Source organism: Leptospira kmetyi serovar Malaysia str. Bejo-Iso9 (assembly GCF_000243735.2).
Lineage (GTDB): Bacteria > Spirochaetota > Leptospiria > Leptospirales > Leptospiraceae > Leptospira > Leptospira kmetyi.
This window is the reverse complement of record NZ_AHMP02000003.1, coordinates 623,562-640,000: the sequence shown is the minus strand read 5'-3', so window position 1 is coordinate 640,000 and position 16,439 is coordinate 623,562. Positions and strand designations below refer to the sequence as shown.

15 protein-coding genes and 1 pseudogene (1 of these 16 only partly in view) are annotated in these 16,439 nt (G+C 45.8%); 13 read left to right on the top strand and 3 right to left on the bottom strand.

Annotated features, from left to right (window positions below; all coding sequences use genetic code 11):
• The 3 genes in view from LEP1GSC052_RS05400 to LEP1GSC052_RS05390 are tightly spaced (at most 11 nt apart) and all read left to right on the top strand, a layout consistent with a single transcriptional unit that may run on beyond the window.
• A protein-coding gene (locus LEP1GSC052_RS05400) for a TolC family protein (RefSeq protein ID WP_020986078.1) crosses the window boundary here: on the top strand, window positions 1–9 show its final stretch. It extends 1,482 nt beyond the left edge of the window; the window shows 9 of its 1,491 coding nt (coding positions 1,483–1,491); its start codon lies beyond the left edge, outside the window; the stop codon is at window positions 7–9.
• Entirely contained in the window at window positions 6–1,088 is a 1,083-nt protein-coding gene (locus LEP1GSC052_RS05395; RefSeq protein ID WP_010574794.1) for a heavy metal-binding domain-containing protein, read from the top strand. The genes LEP1GSC052_RS05400 and LEP1GSC052_RS05395 overlap by 4 nt, the downstream gene beginning before the upstream one ends.
• Before the next feature lie 11 nt (window positions 1,089–1,099).
• Window positions 1,100–4,378: an efflux RND transporter permease subunit gene (locus LEP1GSC052_RS05390; protein ID WP_020986042.1), complete on the top strand. Its 3,279-nt coding sequence runs from the start codon at window positions 1,100–1,102 to the stop codon at window positions 4,376–4,378.
• Between the two features lie 137 nt (window positions 4,379–4,515).
• Here the strand turns inward: LEP1GSC052_RS05390 and LEP1GSC052_RS05385 are convergent, their stop codons facing one another.
• Entirely contained in the window at window positions 4,516–5,367 is an 852-nt protein-coding gene (locus LEP1GSC052_RS05385; protein WP_000586161.1) for a flagellin N-terminal helical domain-containing protein, read from the bottom strand.
• Between the two features lie 67 nt (window positions 5,368–5,434).
• Between LEP1GSC052_RS05385 and LEP1GSC052_RS21525 the strand changes: the two are divergent.
• From LEP1GSC052_RS21525 to LEP1GSC052_RS05370, 4 genes and pseudogenes are all read left to right on the top strand, one after another.
• Window positions 5,435–5,663: pseudogene (locus tag LEP1GSC052_RS21525) on the top strand (hypothetical protein); the annotation flags it as partial.
• 32 nt (window positions 5,664–5,695) lie between these two features.
• On the top strand, window positions 5,696–6,247 hold the full coding sequence (locus LEP1GSC052_RS05380; RefSeq protein ID WP_040912859.1) for a cob(I)yrinic acid a,c-diamide adenosyltransferase: 552 nt from the start codon (window positions 5,696–5,698) through the stop codon (window positions 6,245–6,247).
• On the top strand, window positions 6,223–7,527 hold the full coding sequence (locus LEP1GSC052_RS05375; protein ID WP_020985728.1) for a peptide MFS transporter: 1,305 nt from the start codon (window positions 6,223–6,225) through the stop codon (window positions 7,525–7,527). Before LEP1GSC052_RS05380 ends, LEP1GSC052_RS05375 begins: the two co-directional genes overlap by 25 nt.
• Window positions 7,528–7,587: 60 nt before the next feature.
• Entirely contained in the window at window positions 7,588–8,862 is a 1,275-nt protein-coding gene (locus tag LEP1GSC052_RS05370) for a C40 family peptidase (protein WP_010574791.1), read from the top strand.
• Between the two features lie 238 nt (window positions 8,863–9,100).
• Here LEP1GSC052_RS05370 and LEP1GSC052_RS05365 read toward each other — a convergent pair whose 3' ends face one another.
• Together LEP1GSC052_RS05365 and LEP1GSC052_RS05360 are read right to left on the bottom strand one after the other, a co-directional pair.
• Window positions 9,101–9,640: a DUF1564 domain-containing protein gene (locus LEP1GSC052_RS05365; protein WP_010574790.1), complete on the bottom strand. Its 540-nt coding sequence runs from the start codon at window positions 9,638–9,640 to the stop codon at window positions 9,101–9,103.
• A 74-nt stretch (window positions 9,641–9,714) separates the two neighbouring features.
• Window positions 9,715–10,338 carry an LON peptidase substrate-binding domain-containing protein gene (locus tag LEP1GSC052_RS05360; RefSeq protein WP_084492261.1) on the bottom strand — a complete coding sequence of 208 codons (624 nt, stop codon included), beginning with the start codon at window positions 10,336–10,338 and terminating at the stop codon, window positions 9,715–9,717.
• 54 nt (window positions 10,339–10,392) lie between these two features.
• On the opposite strand from LEP1GSC052_RS05360, the gene rfaE1 reads away from it, so the two are divergent.
• The 6 genes from rfaE1 to LEP1GSC052_RS05330 all read left to right on the top strand — a co-directional run bounded on the left by rfaE1 (window position 10,393) and on the right by LEP1GSC052_RS05330 (window position 16,439).
• Window positions 10,393–11,406: a D-glycero-beta-D-manno-heptose-7-phosphate kinase gene (gene rfaE1 / locus LEP1GSC052_RS05355; RefSeq protein WP_020986546.1), complete on the top strand. Its 1,014-nt coding sequence runs from the start codon at window positions 10,393–10,395 to the stop codon at window positions 11,404–11,406.
• A 2-nt stretch (window positions 11,407–11,408) separates the two neighbouring features.
• On the top strand, window positions 11,409–11,885 hold the full coding sequence (gene rfaE2, locus LEP1GSC052_RS05350) for a D-glycero-beta-D-manno-heptose 1-phosphate adenylyltransferase (RefSeq protein ID WP_010574788.1): 477 nt from the start codon (window positions 11,409–11,411) through the stop codon (window positions 11,883–11,885).
• A gap of 100 nt (window positions 11,886–11,985) precedes the next feature.
• Window positions 11,986–13,602 (top strand): CTP synthase, encoded by a 1,617-nt coding sequence (locus LEP1GSC052_RS05345; protein WP_010574787.1) that lies wholly within the window; start codon window positions 11,986–11,988, stop codon window positions 13,600–13,602.
• A 2-nt stretch (window positions 13,603–13,604) separates the two neighbouring features.
• The gene (kdsA, locus tag LEP1GSC052_RS05340; RefSeq protein WP_010574786.1) at window positions 13,605–14,462 is read left to right on the top strand and encodes a 3-deoxy-8-phosphooctulonate synthase; all 858 of its coding nucleotides are present in this window, start codon (window positions 13,605–13,607) and stop codon (window positions 14,460–14,462) included.
• Between the two features lie 16 nt (window positions 14,463–14,478).
• Window positions 14,479–15,063 (top strand): LPS export ABC transporter periplasmic protein LptC, encoded by a 585-nt coding sequence (gene lptC, locus LEP1GSC052_RS05335; protein WP_010574785.1) that lies wholly within the window; start codon window positions 14,479–14,481, stop codon window positions 15,061–15,063.
• The gene (locus tag LEP1GSC052_RS05330) at window positions 15,060–16,439 is read left to right on the top strand and encodes an LptA/OstA family protein (protein WP_010574784.1); all 1,380 of its coding nucleotides are present in this window, start codon (window positions 15,060–15,062) and stop codon (window positions 16,437–16,439) included. Before lptC ends, LEP1GSC052_RS05330 begins: the two co-directional genes overlap by 4 nt.

The window sequence follows — 16,439 nt, the reverse complement described above, 5'->3', positions numbered from 1 at the left end:
TCCTTATGAAAAAGAAATTTATATTTTTAACCGCGTTAGTCGCTCTTGTTTCCGTTCTGGCTCTTTGCAAACGATCCAAAGAAATCTATTACTGCCCGATGCATCCTACCTATACGTCCGATCGACCGGGGACATGCCCGATTTGTAATATGGACCTCGTCCCCAAAACGCACGAGAATCACGAAGAACACGAGGCGAACGATTCTTCCCAAAATTCTTCCGGTAAAAGCGCAAACGGAGAATCGGAACAAACATTCAAAACAGAGAATATTCAGAAAAACGAGAATTCTCCTTCTCGAGAACTGAAACTCTCCCTGGAAAAACAACAATCGATCGGAATCCGAACGGAAACGGTTCAAAGGAAAGATTTGGAGAAAAAAATCTCGGCGTATTCTACGGTCGCGTATGATCCCGATTTATATACCGCGTTGACGGAATATAAGGAGCTTTTGCGCGCAAGAGAACTCTTATCCGATTCTTCCTCGTTTGCGGGTCAGAATCCGCAGATTCGTCTCAGACAACTCGGGCTTTCCACGGAACAAATCCGTCTTTGGACTTCCGGAAAACGGGATCCTTCCGAATTGATCTTGGGTGGAAAGTCGGGAAGGGCGCATATCTATTCTCAAATTTACGAATCCGATCTCTCCGTTATGCATGTCGGTTTAAAAATTTCGTTCCGAACCAACGTATATCCCGATACGGTTTTCTCGGGAAGAATCGCAAGCATCGACACGATTCTGGATAAGAACAATCGAACGCTCCGACTGAGAAGCGAGGTCTTCGATAAAAATCAAATCTTAAAACCGCAGATGTTCGGAGATCTGGAAATCGACATTCCTCTGAAAAACGTTTTGAGCGTTCCTTCCTCCGCGGTCTTCGATACAGGAATGCATAAAATCGTTTACGTGCAAACGGGACCGGATCGTTTTCTCGGCGTCCCGGTTAAAACCGGAGCGAGCGCAGGACCTTGGACCCAGATTCAGGAAGGTTTGAAAGAAGGCCAAAGGGTGGTCGTAGAATCGGCCTTTTTACTCGACTCGGAAGCCAAAATACGTTTCGGCTCCTCTGGCGAAGATCACAAACACTGAGGCTATCATCCATGATCCAGAACATCATTCGTTTTTCCGTATATAATAAATTCATAATAATACTTTTGACCTTGTTCGCAGTCGTCGCGTCGATCGTCTCGCTTCGAAACATTCCCTTGGACGCGATCCCGGATCTTTCGGACACGCAGGTCATCGTATATTCCAGATGGGATCGAAGCCCCGATATTTTAGAAGATCAGGTAACCTATCCGATCATCACGTCTTTGCTCGGAGCTCCGAAGATCAAAGCGGTTCGAGGATTTTCCGATTTCGGTTTTTCGTATGTCTACGTGATCTTTCAGGACGGGACGGATATTTATTGGGCGAGATCCCGAGTTTTGGAATATCTTTCCCGAATTCAATCCAATCTTCCCGCGGGAGTGAAAACCGAACTCGGTCCGGACGCAAGCTCGGTGGGCTGGGTGTATCAATACGTTTTATCGGACACGAGCGGAAAATCGAATCTCGCCGATCTGAGAACGTATCAGGATTTTAAACTCAGATATTCCCTGAACGCGGTTCCCGGAGTTTCCGAAGTCGCGTCGATCGGAGGATTCAAAAGACAGTATCAAATCACGATCCAACCAAACGCTTTACGATCTTATAATATAGATTTCGAGACCCTCGTTCAAAGAATCCGTTCGAGCAACCAGGAAACGGGCGGAAGACTTTTGGAAATTTCGGGCGCGGAATATATGGTTCGGGGTCGAGGCTATCTTTCTTCTCTGAGCGATATAGAAAACATCTCTTTGGGAACCGATCTAAACGGAACTCCCATTCTTTTAAAAAACGTGGCGAACGTTCAGTTCGGGCCCGATCTGCGACGAGGAATCGCGGATCTAAACGGGGAAGGGGACGTGGTCGGCGGCACGATTGTTATGCGACATGGGGAAAACGCGTTAAACGTCATCGATCGCTTGAAGAGCAAGCTCGGAGAAATCCGAAAAACTCTCCCCGAAGGAACCGAACTGATCACCGTTTACGATCGATCCGAGTTGATTCGGAACGCGATCTCCACTCTGCAATGGAAGTTGATCGAGGAGATGTTGATCGTCTCGGCGGTGATTCTTTTGTTTCTCTGGCATTTTCCATCGGCGATCATTCCGATATTGACGATTCCGATCAGCGTGCTTCTTACGTTTATTCCCATGTTTCTTTTGGATATCAATGCGAACCTGATGTCCCTTTCCGGAATGGCGATTTCCATCGGCGTTCTCGTGGACGGCGCGATCGTGGAAGTGGAGAACGCGTATAAAAAATTAGAAGAATGGGAAACCTCGGGAAGAAAGGGGGATTATCATCAGGTTCGATTGGAAGCGCTTTTGGAAGTCGGTCCGTCCGTATTCTTTTCGTTGCTTGTGATCGCGGTCGCTTTTATTCCGGTGTTCGCTTTGGTCGATCAGGAAGGAAGGTTGTTTAAACCTTTGGCATATTCAAAAAATATTGCAATGGCGGTCGCGGCCCTTCTTGCGATCACGTTGGATCCGGCGTTTCGAATGTTGTTCACGAGAATGGATCCTTTTCGATTCAAAAGTCCGATTCTTTCCAAGATCGCAACCTCCGTTTTCGTTGGAAAATATTATCCCGAAGAAAAACATCCGGTCAGTAAGATTCTTTTTAAATTCTACGGCCCCGCTTGTCGTTGGGTTCTTCACAACCCGAAACGAACGATCGTTTCCGCATTGGTTCTCGTAATTCTCACGATACCGATGTATTGGAGCTTGGGATCGGAGTTCATGCCGCCTTTGGACGAGGAAACGATTCTTTATATGCCGACCACGTTACCCGGAATCGGAGTGGCCGAAGCCGAAAAACTCATGATCGCGATGGATCGAAAACTGAAATCGGTTCCCGAGGTCAAAAGAGTTTTCGGAAAATCGGGAAGATCGGAAACCGCGACCGACTCGGCTCCGTTCTCCATGATGGAAACGGTTTTACTTTTACATCCTAAGGAAGAATGGAGAAAGGCGAATCGATTCTATTCCGGATGGCCGAGAATTTTTCAAATCCCGTTCTATCCGTTTTTATCGGAACGAATCACGAAGGAAGAATTGATCCGAATTCTAAACGCGGAAATGGAATTTCCGGGAGTCACCAACGCTTGGACCATGCCGATCAAAGCAAGAATCGACATGTTGAGCACCGGAATGAGAACTCCGGTTGGAATCAAAATTCTCGGTTCGTCATTGGATGAAATCCAAAAACTCGGAATCCAAATCGAAAACGTCTTAAAAACGGTCCCCGAAACGAGAAGCGCGTTCGCGGAGCGGACCGCGGGAGGATACTACCTCGATATAGAATTAAAAAGATCTAATTTAGCAAGATATAATATATCTGTGGACGGCGCACAACAAATCGTGGTTTCCGCGATCGGCGGAGAATCGATCACACAAACCATAGAAGGACGGGAAAGGTTCTCCGTAAACCTCCGATATCCGAGGGAACTCAGGGATTCAGTGGATAAGATCCGTGCGATTTTGGTTCCCACCCAAACGTTCGGACATATTCCGCTTTCGGAAATCGCCGATGTCCGTTTAAAAACTGGGCCTTCCATGATCCGGGACGAAAACGGATTCCTAGCGGGTTACGTTTACGTCGATCCGTCCACGAGCGACATCGGAGGCTACGTCGACCAGGCCAAAAAACTGATCGAACAAAAGATCAAAACACCGAGCGGCTACACGATCGAATGGAGCGGCCAATACGAAAACATGATCCGGGTTCGGGAAAGAATGAAGTATGTCCTTCCGATCACGTTGCTCGTCATTTTTTTGTTGTTATACGCGAACACAAGATCGTATGCGAAGACCTGGATCGTATTGCTCGCGGTTCCGTTTTCGTTGGTCGGAGCGGTGGGACTTTTGTATATTCTCGACTATCACGTTTCCGTCGCGGTTTGGGTGGGAATGATCGCGCTCATGGGACTCGACGCCGAAACGGGGGTTTTTATGCTTTTGTATTTGGATCTTTCCTACGAAGACGCTCGCAAAAAGGGAAAACTCAAAACCGAGGAAGAATGGATCGACGCCGTATTTCACGGCGCGGTTCATCGCGTTCGTCCGAAGATCATGACCGTTCTCGCGGCGATGATGGGATTGTTACCGATTCTTTGGTCCAACAGCACCGGCTCCGATGTGATGAAACGAATCGCCGCGCCGATGGTGGGCGGGCTTGCGACGAGTTTTATTTTGGAATTATTGGTCTATCCTCCGGTTTATCTGCTTTGGAAACAGGGGAGAATCGGGCTCGGCACAATATTTTCAAGTTTGAATATTCAAAAAACAAAATAAACTTGTCCGAGCCTTGACGCGTAAAAATAAAAAAGGCCGCCTCGATAAAGAGCGGCCCTTGGGTTCTTCGGAAATTTTTTCAGTTCGGGATCGATTCTCCATTCTCCCTAAAGAAAGAATCGGTCGATCCGAAACGATCAACCAAATCTGTCGCTTAACAATTTTACCACTTGATCGGGTCTCATGTTCGCTTGAGCGAGCATCGCGGATCCGCTTTTGGTGAGAATCTGGTTTCTCGTGTAATCCACGATTTGTTCCGCCATATCCGCGTCCCGCACACGGCTTTCCGCGGCGACCATGTTTACGTAACTAGACTGCAATCCTTGGGAAGTAATTTCCAAACGATTGTAGTATGCTCCGAGATCGGCCCTTTGTTGATTCACTTTGGAAATCGCCGTATCCAAAATTCCGATCATCGCGTTCGCGCTGGCCGGAGAAGAGAGGGCTTGTTTTTTTCCGTTCGCAACCAACTGAAGTCCGGTGGCGTTCATGGAATCGATAAAGATATCGAGTTTTTCGTTTTGATTCGGTCCGACCTGCAACTGAATCGGTTTGTTGGATTGTTTCGAATGATCTCCCGAAAGAGGTTTGATATGATTGAACTCGGCGGATTTACCGATTCGATCCACTTCCTCAATCAGTTGATCGACTTCGAGTTGAACCAGCTTACGATCTTCGTTGGAATAAATTCCGTTCGAAGTCTGGATCGAAAGTTCTCTCAGTCTTTGCAGGATATTGTTGACCTGTTCCAGAGTTCCTTCCGTAACTTGAATGAAGGAAACCCCGTCCATCACGTTACGCTCCGCTTGAGCCAGGCCGCGGATCTGAGTCCGCATCTTTTCGGACATGGCAAAACCCAGAGCGTCGTCCCCGGCGCGGTTGATCCGCAAACCGGTGGAGAGTTTCTCCATGGTTTTATCCAATTCTTTGTTTACGCTCTTCAGTACGTTGTTCGTCCTGAGTGCGCTAATGTTGTGATTGATGATCATTTTCACAACCTCCCTGTCAATGTTGCCCGGATCCGTCCGGGCCGATGTTTTGGGGCGAAGACCGCCTTTGTTTTCCACTGCGAACTTCCACTCTGTTTTAGGACGGAGGTGAAAGTTTTTATATTTTTTTCCTAAAGTATTGTGCGGAGGGAGCCGAACTTTAGTTTAGGAAACTTTTGTCAAAATATTAACCAAAACTATTTCTGAAAGCAACTCTTTTCCTTCAGTTTATAAAAAAAGTCCTTTTCTTTCCATCCGCCGTTTCCATTGTTTTGATCGTATTTTGTCTCCTTTTTCCGTGATGGAGAATCGAGCTTACGGAAGAATTATGAAAATCTATACTAAGAAAGGGGATTTCGGTCAGACCTCTTTGGCGACCGGAGCCAAGGTTCCCAAATCCGATCGTAGAGTGGAATTGTTCGGAACCGCAGACGAACTCAATTCCACGATCGGGGTCGTTCGATCTTTTTTACCTGAAAATTCCGATCTTCATTCTCCCTTGGAAACGATTCAAAATTTACTTTTTGAATTGGGTTCGGAGCTCGCGGGGTTTAGACCCAAGGATGAATCCTGTATCTTAGAAGAGGACATTTCCTTTTTGGAAGGGCGGATCGACACGATGCAGGAAAAATTACAACCTTTGAAAAAGTTCATTCTGCCAGGAGGAACCAAAGGCTCTTCGTTTTTGCATATATGCAGAACGGTCGCCAGAAGACTCGAACGCGAAATGGTGAAATACAAGGAAGAGGGGCTCGAAATTCTTTCTCCTCCTATGATTTTTATGAACCGTCTTTCGGATTATTTTTTCGTAGCGGCGCGTTATGCGAACCTTGAAGAGAATATTCAGGAACCCTTATGGACCTCCAGAGCAAAAGCGTAAATTCTCACCCGAAAGGTCTTCCCGTTTTGTTTCTTACGGAAACCTGGGAACGATTCAGTTTTTACGGAATGCGCGCCTTACTCGTGCTGTTTCTCACGAAGGTTTTTCACTATTCGGATCCGGAAGCGAACCGGGTTTACGGAATTTATACCGGTCTTGTTTATTTAACCCCTTTGATCGGCGGCTATCTCGCGGATCGTTATCTCGGTTTTCGAAGGTCCATCTTTTTGGGAACGACTTTGATGATGTTCGGACATCTCAGTCTTGCCTTTGAAACGAAGCCGTTCTTTCTTTTGGGATTGACATTGCTCATCATCGGAGTCGGTTTTTTTAAACCGAACATCTCCACGGTAGTGGGAAGAATCTACGAAGAAGATAACAAAACCCACATGAAAGATTCCGGGTTTACGATCTTTTATATGGGAATCAATCTCGGCGGTTTTTTAGGACCTCTTTTCTGCGGGTATTTCAGCGAATCCTTCGGCTGGGGTTACGGATTCGGCGTGGCCGCCTTCGGGGTGTTATTCGGGATTTTGATTTTTCTTTTCGGACAAAAAAGATTTTCGGATCGGGTTTTCGAACCCGGCAAAAAAAATAGAATCGAAGAGGGACAGAGACATTCTCCCTTAACCCGAGAAGAAAAACAAAGACTCGCGGTGATTCTCATCTTTACGACCTTTGCGATCATTTTCTGGGCGGTCTTTGAACAGATCGGGTCTTCGATGAATCTTTTTATCGATCGTCACGTGGATCGGAATTGGTTCGGTTACGATATTCCCACTCCTTTTTTCCAATCCTTAAATCCTCTTTTGATTTTGGTTTTTGCTCCTTTGATCGCCTCCTTTTGGACGGTTCTCGCGCGGCGGAATTGGAAACCCGATACTTCGACGAGATTCGCATACGGGTTTTTTATTTTGGGTTTTGGGTTTCTGATTTTAACGTTAGTCACTCTTGACTTTCGAGTCGGGCATAAGATCTCGGCGATCTGGCTTTTTTTAATGGTTCTTTGTATTACGATCGGGGAATTGTTCACTTCTCCGGGCGGACTTGCGCTTGTCACGAAATTGGCTCCGAGTCATCTCGGCGGGTTTATGATGGGCGTTTGGTTTCTTTCCAGTTTTTTCGGCAATATTCTCGCAGGAGAATTGGCAGGTTTGATGAGAACCGATAGTTTTCCGACTTTTTTCGGAATGTTTGCAGGTCTCGCTTTTTCGGGCGGTTTGATTCTTTATTTGGCAAGAAAAAAATTCCAAGTCTGGATGCACGGCGGCGATCAATAACGTATAACGCGAGAATTCCCGTTTTTATACATTCTAAAATTGATATATTAGGAGATGATGATGTTTCGAATTCTGACGATTCTTTTCGCCGTTATTTGGATTCCGGTTTCCGTTTTTGCGGACTCGTTTTCCGATCTGCTCAAAGAGGATTTTGAAACCGGTCAAACTCTTTTAATCCGAAATTCCGTCTTTCAGAAGTTAGGCGGAAAATCGAAGGACCCGAAAGTAATCGAGATCACGAAGAATACGATTCCCTGGGCGATCATGGAAGGCCTTGCTCCCGATACGGTAGCGGATCTGATCGTGAATCAGTATTACGTTTCTCTTTCGGGAATGCGTTTTACAGAAGCGGAGGACGCGATCCCCATTCTTTCCAAACAAAAACTCAGCGATAAGGATTTCGTTTTGGTTTCCTTGTTCGTTAAGGAAACGGATAAGGCTGGAATTCGGGAAGAAATCCGGAACGTTTTTTTATCGACTGCGTTGAAGTCCCGTTGGGACGGTTTTTCCGTTTTGGCCGGGGGCCGCGCTTTGATCGCGGGTAAATATGCGGGGATTCCGGAAAACCGACTCGCGTCGAGAATTCTCAGCCTTTTTCCGAATAAGGGCGCAAATTCTCCGTTTGAAAAAACGGATTCGGCCTTTCGTCAGGCGATTTTTTTCAATCCGTCTAACGATCGTTATACGTTAGCCTCCGATCTGTTGTCCCAGCTCAAATCCTTGCACGACGGGACCAAAAGTAAATCCGTGGATTCTTGGACGAGTTCGATCGCGACCGCGAGAACCTTGGATAGCGGTTTGGATTCCGCGGGCGAAATCGTGATCGGGGATCGTCCAAAATTCGGGTTTGAGGAGAATATTCCCGATCCGCCATTGGTTCCCGAAGTCGAGCCGGATGCTCCCGTTCCGGCCGCAAAGGAGGAGTGGGAAACATTACATTCTTCTTATTTACTTTCGGTCGTGAAAGAATGGCTCGGGACCCCTTATTATTGGGGTGGGACTTCGAAGAAGGGTGTGGATTGTTCCGGGTTTACGTTTAGTTCGTTAACGGATAAGCGGGTGGGAGTTCCCACAAAAATTGTTCCTCGTCTGGGTCGAGATCAGGCGAATTCGGGGAGCAAAGTCTCCCATGAGAATTTGCGGGCCGGTGATTTGATCTTTTTTTCCGCTTCCCCGAATCAAAGTAAGATTACCCACGTCGGGCTCGTTATTAGCGACAAGGAATTTGCACATGCGTCTTCGACAAGGGGGGTTGTGATCGATAAGATTTCGATGAAATGGTGGATTGATCGTTATGTGACTTCGCGGCGGGTGTTTAAGAAAGTTCAATCTTGATCGGTAGGTTCTGCTTTTTATAGTGTCCGTTCTCGGGTTTACTTGTCGGAAGATATAAATCGATGGATTGGATTCTTTTGAATTCTTGGTTTGTATTTTCGGACAAGTCAGGCTTTGTCGATTTTTCGTTGGGACTTTTTACAAGCAGCAACGTTTCCGTTTTTTGAAGAACAGGAATGATCGTATTCTAAAACTTATTGTCCAATTTTAAAATTCGGTTCAGAATTTTTGAATATCTTTACGAGCTGTACAAACTTTCGTAGTTTACCACGAAAAAAGTGCTCCTCGGGTTGCATTCTAATCTGCGTGTTATTTCGTTTTTCAGAAGATCGAGGTGAAGAATGTATTTGTATTCCCTGTGAAACGTAGGACCTCCCTCATTCATAGTTCTCACGATAGAATCCCCGACCCCAACTTTTTCAAACCAAAGTAAATAATTAAAAAGAAAACACCGAGAAACCCCGTGAACTTGAGCAAGCGCACCGAGCAAAGACCAACTTCCCGTGCTCAAACGCACATTGATTCTCTTCATTTTCTCCTTGCCCGGACTCGGTTGATAGATAGTTTTACGAGCATTCTTCCCCAAACGTTTTGTCGTGGACAAATACTTGGAATAATACTTCAAAAGAATCGGAATCTGTTTCCCGAGATTTTTTCGCCCCTTTTCACCCAACGCGAATAACGTAGCTTCGGGAATCAAAAGGGTAACAACTTCCGTTTTTCTTTCTTGAAGAATCGAACGGATTTCCGGATCGGAATTCAGCAATAAAACGCCCATACAAGAAACGGTTCTCCGAAGCGCACTTATGGAACCCTGAGAACCCGGCCGTAAACTAAAAAACTCCGAAAAAACTATTCTTTCAAATTCAATTCTTCCACGATCTCCATAAGAATTTTCGTTTTCTCCAACGGGTTTGGATCCACAAGAATCTCTTGTTTTTTGGAAAATTCAAAATTGAGAATGGAAGCGATAAAATCGATCGGAAAAGGATGAGTCATGAGTTCGTTCATACGAAGAATCAAATCTTCCCCGGCGCCTTCCGAAAGAAGAATTCGTTTTGTAAGAAACAGAAGGCGTTCGAAAGTCTTTCTAAAATCTTCGTCCTTTAGATATTCGAAATCCGGTTCGATCTTTTCGATACGCGCCACCCGAAACGGCTCCACCGTTTCGTAGTCGATCAGTTTAGCGATTCCCTTTCCTTCCAAAAGAATATTCGATCGACCGTCGGGCAACGGATCTCTTCGAATGATTTTTCCCCAACCGAAAACGGTCTCGATCTCGGGATGTTTGGAAGGCGCTCTGGACTTAGCGGGAAGAATGGGGGCAACGGCCAATTCTTCTCCGGATTCCATACAATAATCGAGCATCAATCGGTAACGAGGTTCAAAGATGTGAAGAGGTAGGTATGTCCCAGGGAATAGAATGATTTCCGGCAACGGAAAGATGGGGACAGTAGTGGTTGACACGGGAAGGATACTATAACTGCTTAGAGAGAAACCGTAAATCAAAATCCCAAGGACTAGTAGAATTTGTATTATCTCGATCGAAACCGCTTTCAAACTTCCACGGCGAATCTTAAGAATTTAAAAATCATCGTAATCGGAGATTTCATCCTGGACGAATATCTGATCGGAGAAGTGAATCGAATTTCTCCCGAAGCTCCCGTACCGGTCGTCTGGGTTCGAAAGGAAAAAATAACCTTAGGCGGAGCGGGAAACGTAGTCAAAAATTTATCGAGTTTAGGAGTTACTTCCATCGTTTTAGGAAGATCCGGAAAAGACGAAAAGGCAAAAAGTCTCTCGAAACTTCTTTCCGATGAAAAGACGGATCAAAATCAGAATTTTCTAATTCAATCCGAAGACGTACCGACCATCTTAAAAACGAGAGTGATCGCGGGACATCAACAAGTTTGCAGAATCGACAAGGAAGAATTAAAACCGATCACACAAAAAGAGGAAGACGAACTTCTGAAAGCTTTCTTAGAAAGAATCGATTCCGCAGACGCGGTCGTTCTTTCCGATTACGATAAGGGTACCTTAACGCCGAGAATCATCGGCGAGGTTTCCAAGATTTGCGTGGATAAAAAAAAGATCGTAACCGTGGATCCCCAGGTCAGTCATTTTTTTCTTTACCAAGGCGTGAGCATTCTCACCCCGAACCATCACGAAGCGGGAAAGGCGATCGGCAAAAAACTCGAGAACGATTCCGAGGTCTTAAAAGCGGCCGAAGAAATTTCGGAAAAACTTTCCTGTCCTTCTCTGATGATTACAAGAGGGGAAAAAGGAATGAGCCTCTATCTCTCCGCTAAAAAAGAAATCTTTCATATACCGACGGTCGCAAGAGAAGTTTTCGACGTAACCGGAGCCGGTGATACCGTCATCAGCGCCTATACCGCGTATCACGCGGCGGGGCTCAGCGAGTTGGACGCAAGCGTCGTATCAAACGCCGCCGCGGGCGTCGTAGTCGGAAAACTCGGAGCAGAAACCGTAACGCCGGAAGAACTCGAAGCGTCCTTACAATCGATGGGGAGTTTTCAAAAGTAAGAATGGATTTGAAAAATCATATCGTTCCCTGGGATCAGGCCGCAGATTTCGCCGACCAAATTCGTAAGGACAAAAGAATCGTATTCACAAACGGATGTTTTGATCTCGTTCACAAAGGACACGTCACCTATCTTTCCCAGGCGAGAGAACTCGGAGATTTTCTCTGGGTGGGACTGAACGCGGATTCTTCCGTAAAACGTCTCAAGGGAGAACAAAGACCCGTCGTTTCCGAGGAAGATCGGGCCATTCTACTTTCCAACCTAAGATTTGTGGACGCGGTCACGATTTTTTCCCAAGACACGCCCCTCGATCTCATCCGACTCGTAAAACCTTCCATCCACGTAAAGGGGGGAGATTACAAAGTCGAAGAACTTCCCGAAACTCCGATTGTTCGTCAATTCGGCGGAGAAGTCAAAATCTTACCCTTTGTCCCCGGAAAATCCACCTCGCTTCTCATCGAGAAAATCCTGAAACTCTAAAACGAAGTCCTTCTATTTTTTTAGAGACAGAATTCTTAGAAATTCCTGTTTGAATTTCTGGAAACACTCAAAACTCTGTTCTGAAAGGCGGGAATGCAAGTTGTCGAGAACTAAGTTTATCTTTGTAACCGGAGGGGTGAGTTCCTCACTTGGAAAAGGGGTCACGGTCGCGGCTCTGGGTTGTTTGTTGGAAAGCAGAGGATATACGGTTTCTCTCCAAAAAATGGATCCTTATATCAATATCGATCCGGGAACCATGAGTCCCTACCAACACGGAGAAGTGTATGTCACCGCCGACGGAGCCGAAACCGATTTGGATCTCGGTTACTACGAACGTTTTACTCATTCCAAATTGACACGGAAGAATTCCGTTTCGACCGGACAGATTTATAATACGGTCATTCAAAGAGAAAGAAAAGGGGATTACCTCGGTCGAACGGTTCAAGTGGTTCCTCATATCACGAACGAAATCCGAAACCGAATGTATATCGTCGCCCGAGAAGAAAACCCAGACTTTATAATCGTCGAAATCGGAGGAACGGTAGGCGACATCGAATCGATTCCGTTTTTGGAAGCGATCCGTCAGATGCGTTACGAACACGGAAGTTCCAACGTGCTCTTCGTCCATTTAACGCTGGTCCCGACGATCACCGCAGCGGGAGAAGCGAAAACAAAACCGACGCAACATTCCGTCAAAGAATTGCTCGGACTCGGAATCCAACCCGACATTCTCGTTTGCCGCGTTTCTCAACCGATGACAAAGGAAATGAAGAATAAACTTTCCCTCTTCTGCAACGTAAAGGAAGAAAACGTAATCTCCGCGAGCGATATCTCCACTTCAATATACGAAATTCCTAAAATGTATAAGGAAGAAAAACTCGACGAGGTCGTTCTCAAAACGATGGGAATGGAACTCCGCACTTCCAACTTCAACGGATGGGATTCTATGGTGAAAGGACTGATCACCACGAAAGAAACCGTTCAAGTCGCCGTTGTCGGAAAATATATTTCCTTACAAGACGCATATCGTTCCATCTATGAAAGTCTTTCGCACGGCGGAATCGCGCATAACGCGAAGGTCGAATTCGTAAAAATCGATCCCGAGAATTTGGACAAGGACAACGTCGCCGATTCTTTGAAAAACGTACACGGCATTTTGGTTCCGGGCGGTTTCGGAGATCGGGGGATCGAGGGAAAAATTCTCGCCATTCAATACGCAAGAACCAAAGGAATTCCTTTTTTCGGAATCTGTCTCGGAATGCAATGCGCGGTCGTGGAATACGGAAGAAACGTTCTCGGTTTGAAAGACGCAAACTCCACAGAGATCAGACCGGACACGGAACATCCGGTGATCTCGCTTTTGGAAGAACAAAACGACATCGAACAGATGGGCGGAACGATGAGACTCGGTTCTTATCCTTGCAAAATCAAAAAAGACACTCTTACCTTTAAAGAATATAAATCCGAACTGATTCACGAACGACACAGACATAGATTCGAATTCACGAACCGTTACAAAAAACAATATGAGGAAAACGGAATGGTGATCGCGGGGACCTCCCCGGACGACAACCTCGTAGAGATCGTGGAAATTCCGAAACACAATTGGTTTATCGGAGTTCAGTTCCATCCCGAATTTCAATCCAAACCGACGGCGCCCCATCCTTTATTCGCTGGATTTATCGGTGCTACCGTGAAATACTCAAAGAAAGGATAAACATGAAAGACAATACCTGCACCAAAAGAGATTTTCTAAACGGAGCCAAAATCGGAGGAGACGAACCGTTCTTTTTGATCTCCGGTCCCTGCGTTATGGAGAATCGCGACCTGTTGGATCGAGTCTGTGCGGAAATGATCGAGATCTGCGGAGAATTAAAAATTCCTTATATATTCAAAAGCAGTTTCGACAAAGCGAACCGTTCCTCCGTAAATTCTTACAGAGGTCCGGGACTCGCCGAAGGCATTAAGAATTTAGAATATATCAAAAACAAATACAACGTTCCCGTTCTGACGGATATCCACGAAACGCATCAGATCGCTCCTCTGAAAGACGTGATCGACGTTTACCAGATTCCGGCCTTTCTTTGCAGACAAACCGATCTGATCGCCGAATCCGCAAAAACGGGAAAATGGGTGAACGTGAAAAAAGGTCAATTTCTTGCACCGGCCGACACGCGTCATATCGCCGTTAAGATGAAAGAATCCGGAAACGAAAAATGTATCGTAACCGAAAGAGGAACGAGCTTCGGTTACGGAAATCTGATCTTCGACGGAAGGGCGATCCCGATCATCCACGGATTCGATATTCCGGTCGTATTCGACGCGACCCATTCCGCGCAACTTCCGGGAGCGGCGGGAAACAGCACCGGCGGACAAAGAGAATTCATTCCGAGCGTTCTTCGTTCCGCGGTTTCTCTCGGCATCGAAGGAATTTTTATGGAAGTCCATCCCAATCCCGAAAAGGCTCTTTCCGATGCGACGACTCAATATCCTCTTTCTCAGATCAAATCCCTTTTGAAGGAGATGATCGGTTTGGATCGTTATATCAAAAAAGAGATTCTCGTTTCCAGAAACTAACTGCGACCCAATTTTTATGAAGAAGAACAACCTCAATCGGATTCGGATCGTTTTCCTTTCGGTTGTCTGCGTCTTCTTCTCGTTTTCATTCTTCGATTGCAAAAAAGTAAATTACGAAAGAGTGGAAAAGGAAAGAGAAAGCGGTTCCTCCGTTTCCATTCGCAACTTCAAACGGGAAGCCTACGACGAAAACGGACAACTCCAATGGGAACTCAGAGCGGAAGAATCCTACGTCTACGTAAACGAGAATAAAACCATCTTCTACAATATCGACTTCGATCAGTTCGAGGGCGGAAAATTCAAATCGAAACTTCTCGCCGAAAAGGGAGAGATCAATCACAAGACAAGATTGATGATCTTAGAGGGTAAAATCTTCTTAAGAACCGAAGACAACAAAACGCTTACCGCCAGGGCGATGGAATACAACATGGATACGAAAAAGCTCGTATCCGATACGGAAGTGACCGTAAGCGCGGACGGAACTACGATCCGAGGAATCGGACTCAGAGCCGATAAGGATTTGAATAAGTTCACGATTCTTAAGCCGAGCGCGATCACACAAGGCGGAACGAACCCGTTGAAAGCGGCCGGTTCCCCATGATTCGAAAGATCCGCTTGATTCTTCTTTTGTGCATTCCGTTTTTTGCATATTACGGAAACGTAAAACCTCCGATTCCGGTGGGAAGCGAGACCGCGGACAGAAAGTTCGTGAACGTTCTTCCCGAAAACCCGGAAAAGAAAAACAACACTCCGAACTTTCCGACTCTTTGGGGAGGATCTTCTTTGACGCAGGAAGACAAAACCGTTTCCGGTTTGAAGGTCACCGCGTTTATCCTGGACGGAGGCGCGTGGATTCAACATAAGAAAGTAAAACTCTCCGCAAATCAGATCGAAGTCTACGGAAAGGACGCGTTCAAAGGATTTTTAAGAGGAGGGGTCGTCGTTCAAGACGGGGACAACGGAGTGACTCTTCGCGCGGGCATCGGAGAATACGATAAGTTCGAAGAAAAGGTTTTTATCAAGGATCGTCCCCGATTGTTTCATACGGATAAAAGCGGGGTCAAAACGGTGATCTCCGCGACGTTCATAGAAAGAAATCTCGCCAAAAAAACGACCTTACTCAAAGAGAACGTAGTCATCGCACATCCGCAGATCACCATTCTTTGCAAGGAAGCGGTGTTCGAAGAAGACTCCGATAAGATCACGACCGATCCCGATCCGATTCTCATCGCAAAGGATCGTTATCTCACCGGAAAACAACTCACGTTTTATACGAACATCAACAAAGTCGAGTTAACCGGAGAAAGTATCCTATTTCAAAATTATACGGAAACGGAAACCGTAGAAAACAAAGAGAATAAGGATAAAAAAGATTCTCCCGCGATCGAAGAAAAAATCAAAAAAGAAGTCACAAGAGTCGCCATCATGAAAGGCGATCAACTCATCAGCGACAAGGATGAAAACGGAGAAACGAGAGTGGGTCTTTACGGAAACGCTACGATTTACCGTAGAAATCTAAAAATGAACGCTGAAAAGTTAGTCAGCTATGGAAAAAATTCATCGAAGATCGAAGCCAGAAATCAAATCACGGTTCATGATCGTGAAAACAGATTGATCCTCTCCGGGAATGTCCTTGACTACTTTAAAAACGATCAGTACATTCATTTGACCGATTCGGGAAAAATCGATTTCTTAGACAAAAAGACAGACGCGGTTACTAGTACGATGACCGCGGTTGAGTTCGAGCGGTTTATGGATAAAAACGAAACCGTAATCCGAGGAAACGTTCTAATCGAAGGAAAGGATTCTTCCGCAACGGGAGAATACGCCACTTATTTTGAAAAAGAGGAAAAAGTGTATCTTGAGGGAAATCCGACTCTGAGAAAAAACGGCAGGGACATTCATGCAGGAAGAATTATATTCTTTCCAAGAGAAGGCCGTGCTCTGTTGACCGATGGAATCGTTCCCGGAAAGTAA

Excerpts from the sequence above, each read along its gene's own strand:
- LEP1GSC052_RS05395 (WP_010574794.1), top strand. The coding sequence starts at position 6 with ATGAAAAAGAAATTTATATTTTTAACCGCGTTAGTCGCTCTTGTTTCC.
- LEP1GSC052_RS05390 (WP_020986042.1), top strand. The coding sequence starts at position 1,100 with ATGATCCAGAACATCATTCGTTTTTCCGTATATAATAAATTCATAATA.
- LEP1GSC052_RS05385 (WP_000586161.1), bottom strand. The coding sequence starts at position 5,367 with ATGATCATCAATCACAACATTAGCGCACTCAGGACGAACAACGTACTG.
- LEP1GSC052_RS05380 (WP_040912859.1), top strand. The coding sequence starts at position 5,696 with ATGAAAATCTATACTAAGAAAGGGGATTTCGGTCAGACCTCTTTGGCG.
- LEP1GSC052_RS05375 (WP_020985728.1), top strand. The coding sequence starts at position 6,223 with ATGGACCTCCAGAGCAAAAGCGTAAATTCTCACCCGAAAGGTCTTCCC.
- LEP1GSC052_RS05370 (WP_010574791.1), top strand. The coding sequence starts at position 7,588 with ATGTTTCGAATTCTGACGATTCTTTTCGCCGTTATTTGGATTCCGGTT.
- LEP1GSC052_RS05365 (WP_010574790.1), bottom strand. The coding sequence starts at position 9,640 with ATGGGCGTTTTATTGCTGAATTCCGATCCGGAAATCCGTTCGATTCTT.
- rfaE2 (WP_010574788.1), top strand. The coding sequence starts at position 11,409 with ATGGATTTGAAAAATCATATCGTTCCCTGGGATCAGGCCGCAGATTTC.
- kdsA (WP_010574786.1), top strand. The coding sequence starts at position 13,605 with ATGAAAGACAATACCTGCACCAAAAGAGATTTTCTAAACGGAGCCAAA.
- lptC (WP_010574785.1), top strand. The coding sequence starts at position 14,479 with ATGAAGAAGAACAACCTCAATCGGATTCGGATCGTTTTCCTTTCGGTT.
- LEP1GSC052_RS05330 (WP_010574784.1), top strand. The coding sequence starts at position 15,060 with ATGATTCGAAAGATCCGCTTGATTCTTCTTTTGTGCATTCCGTTTTTT.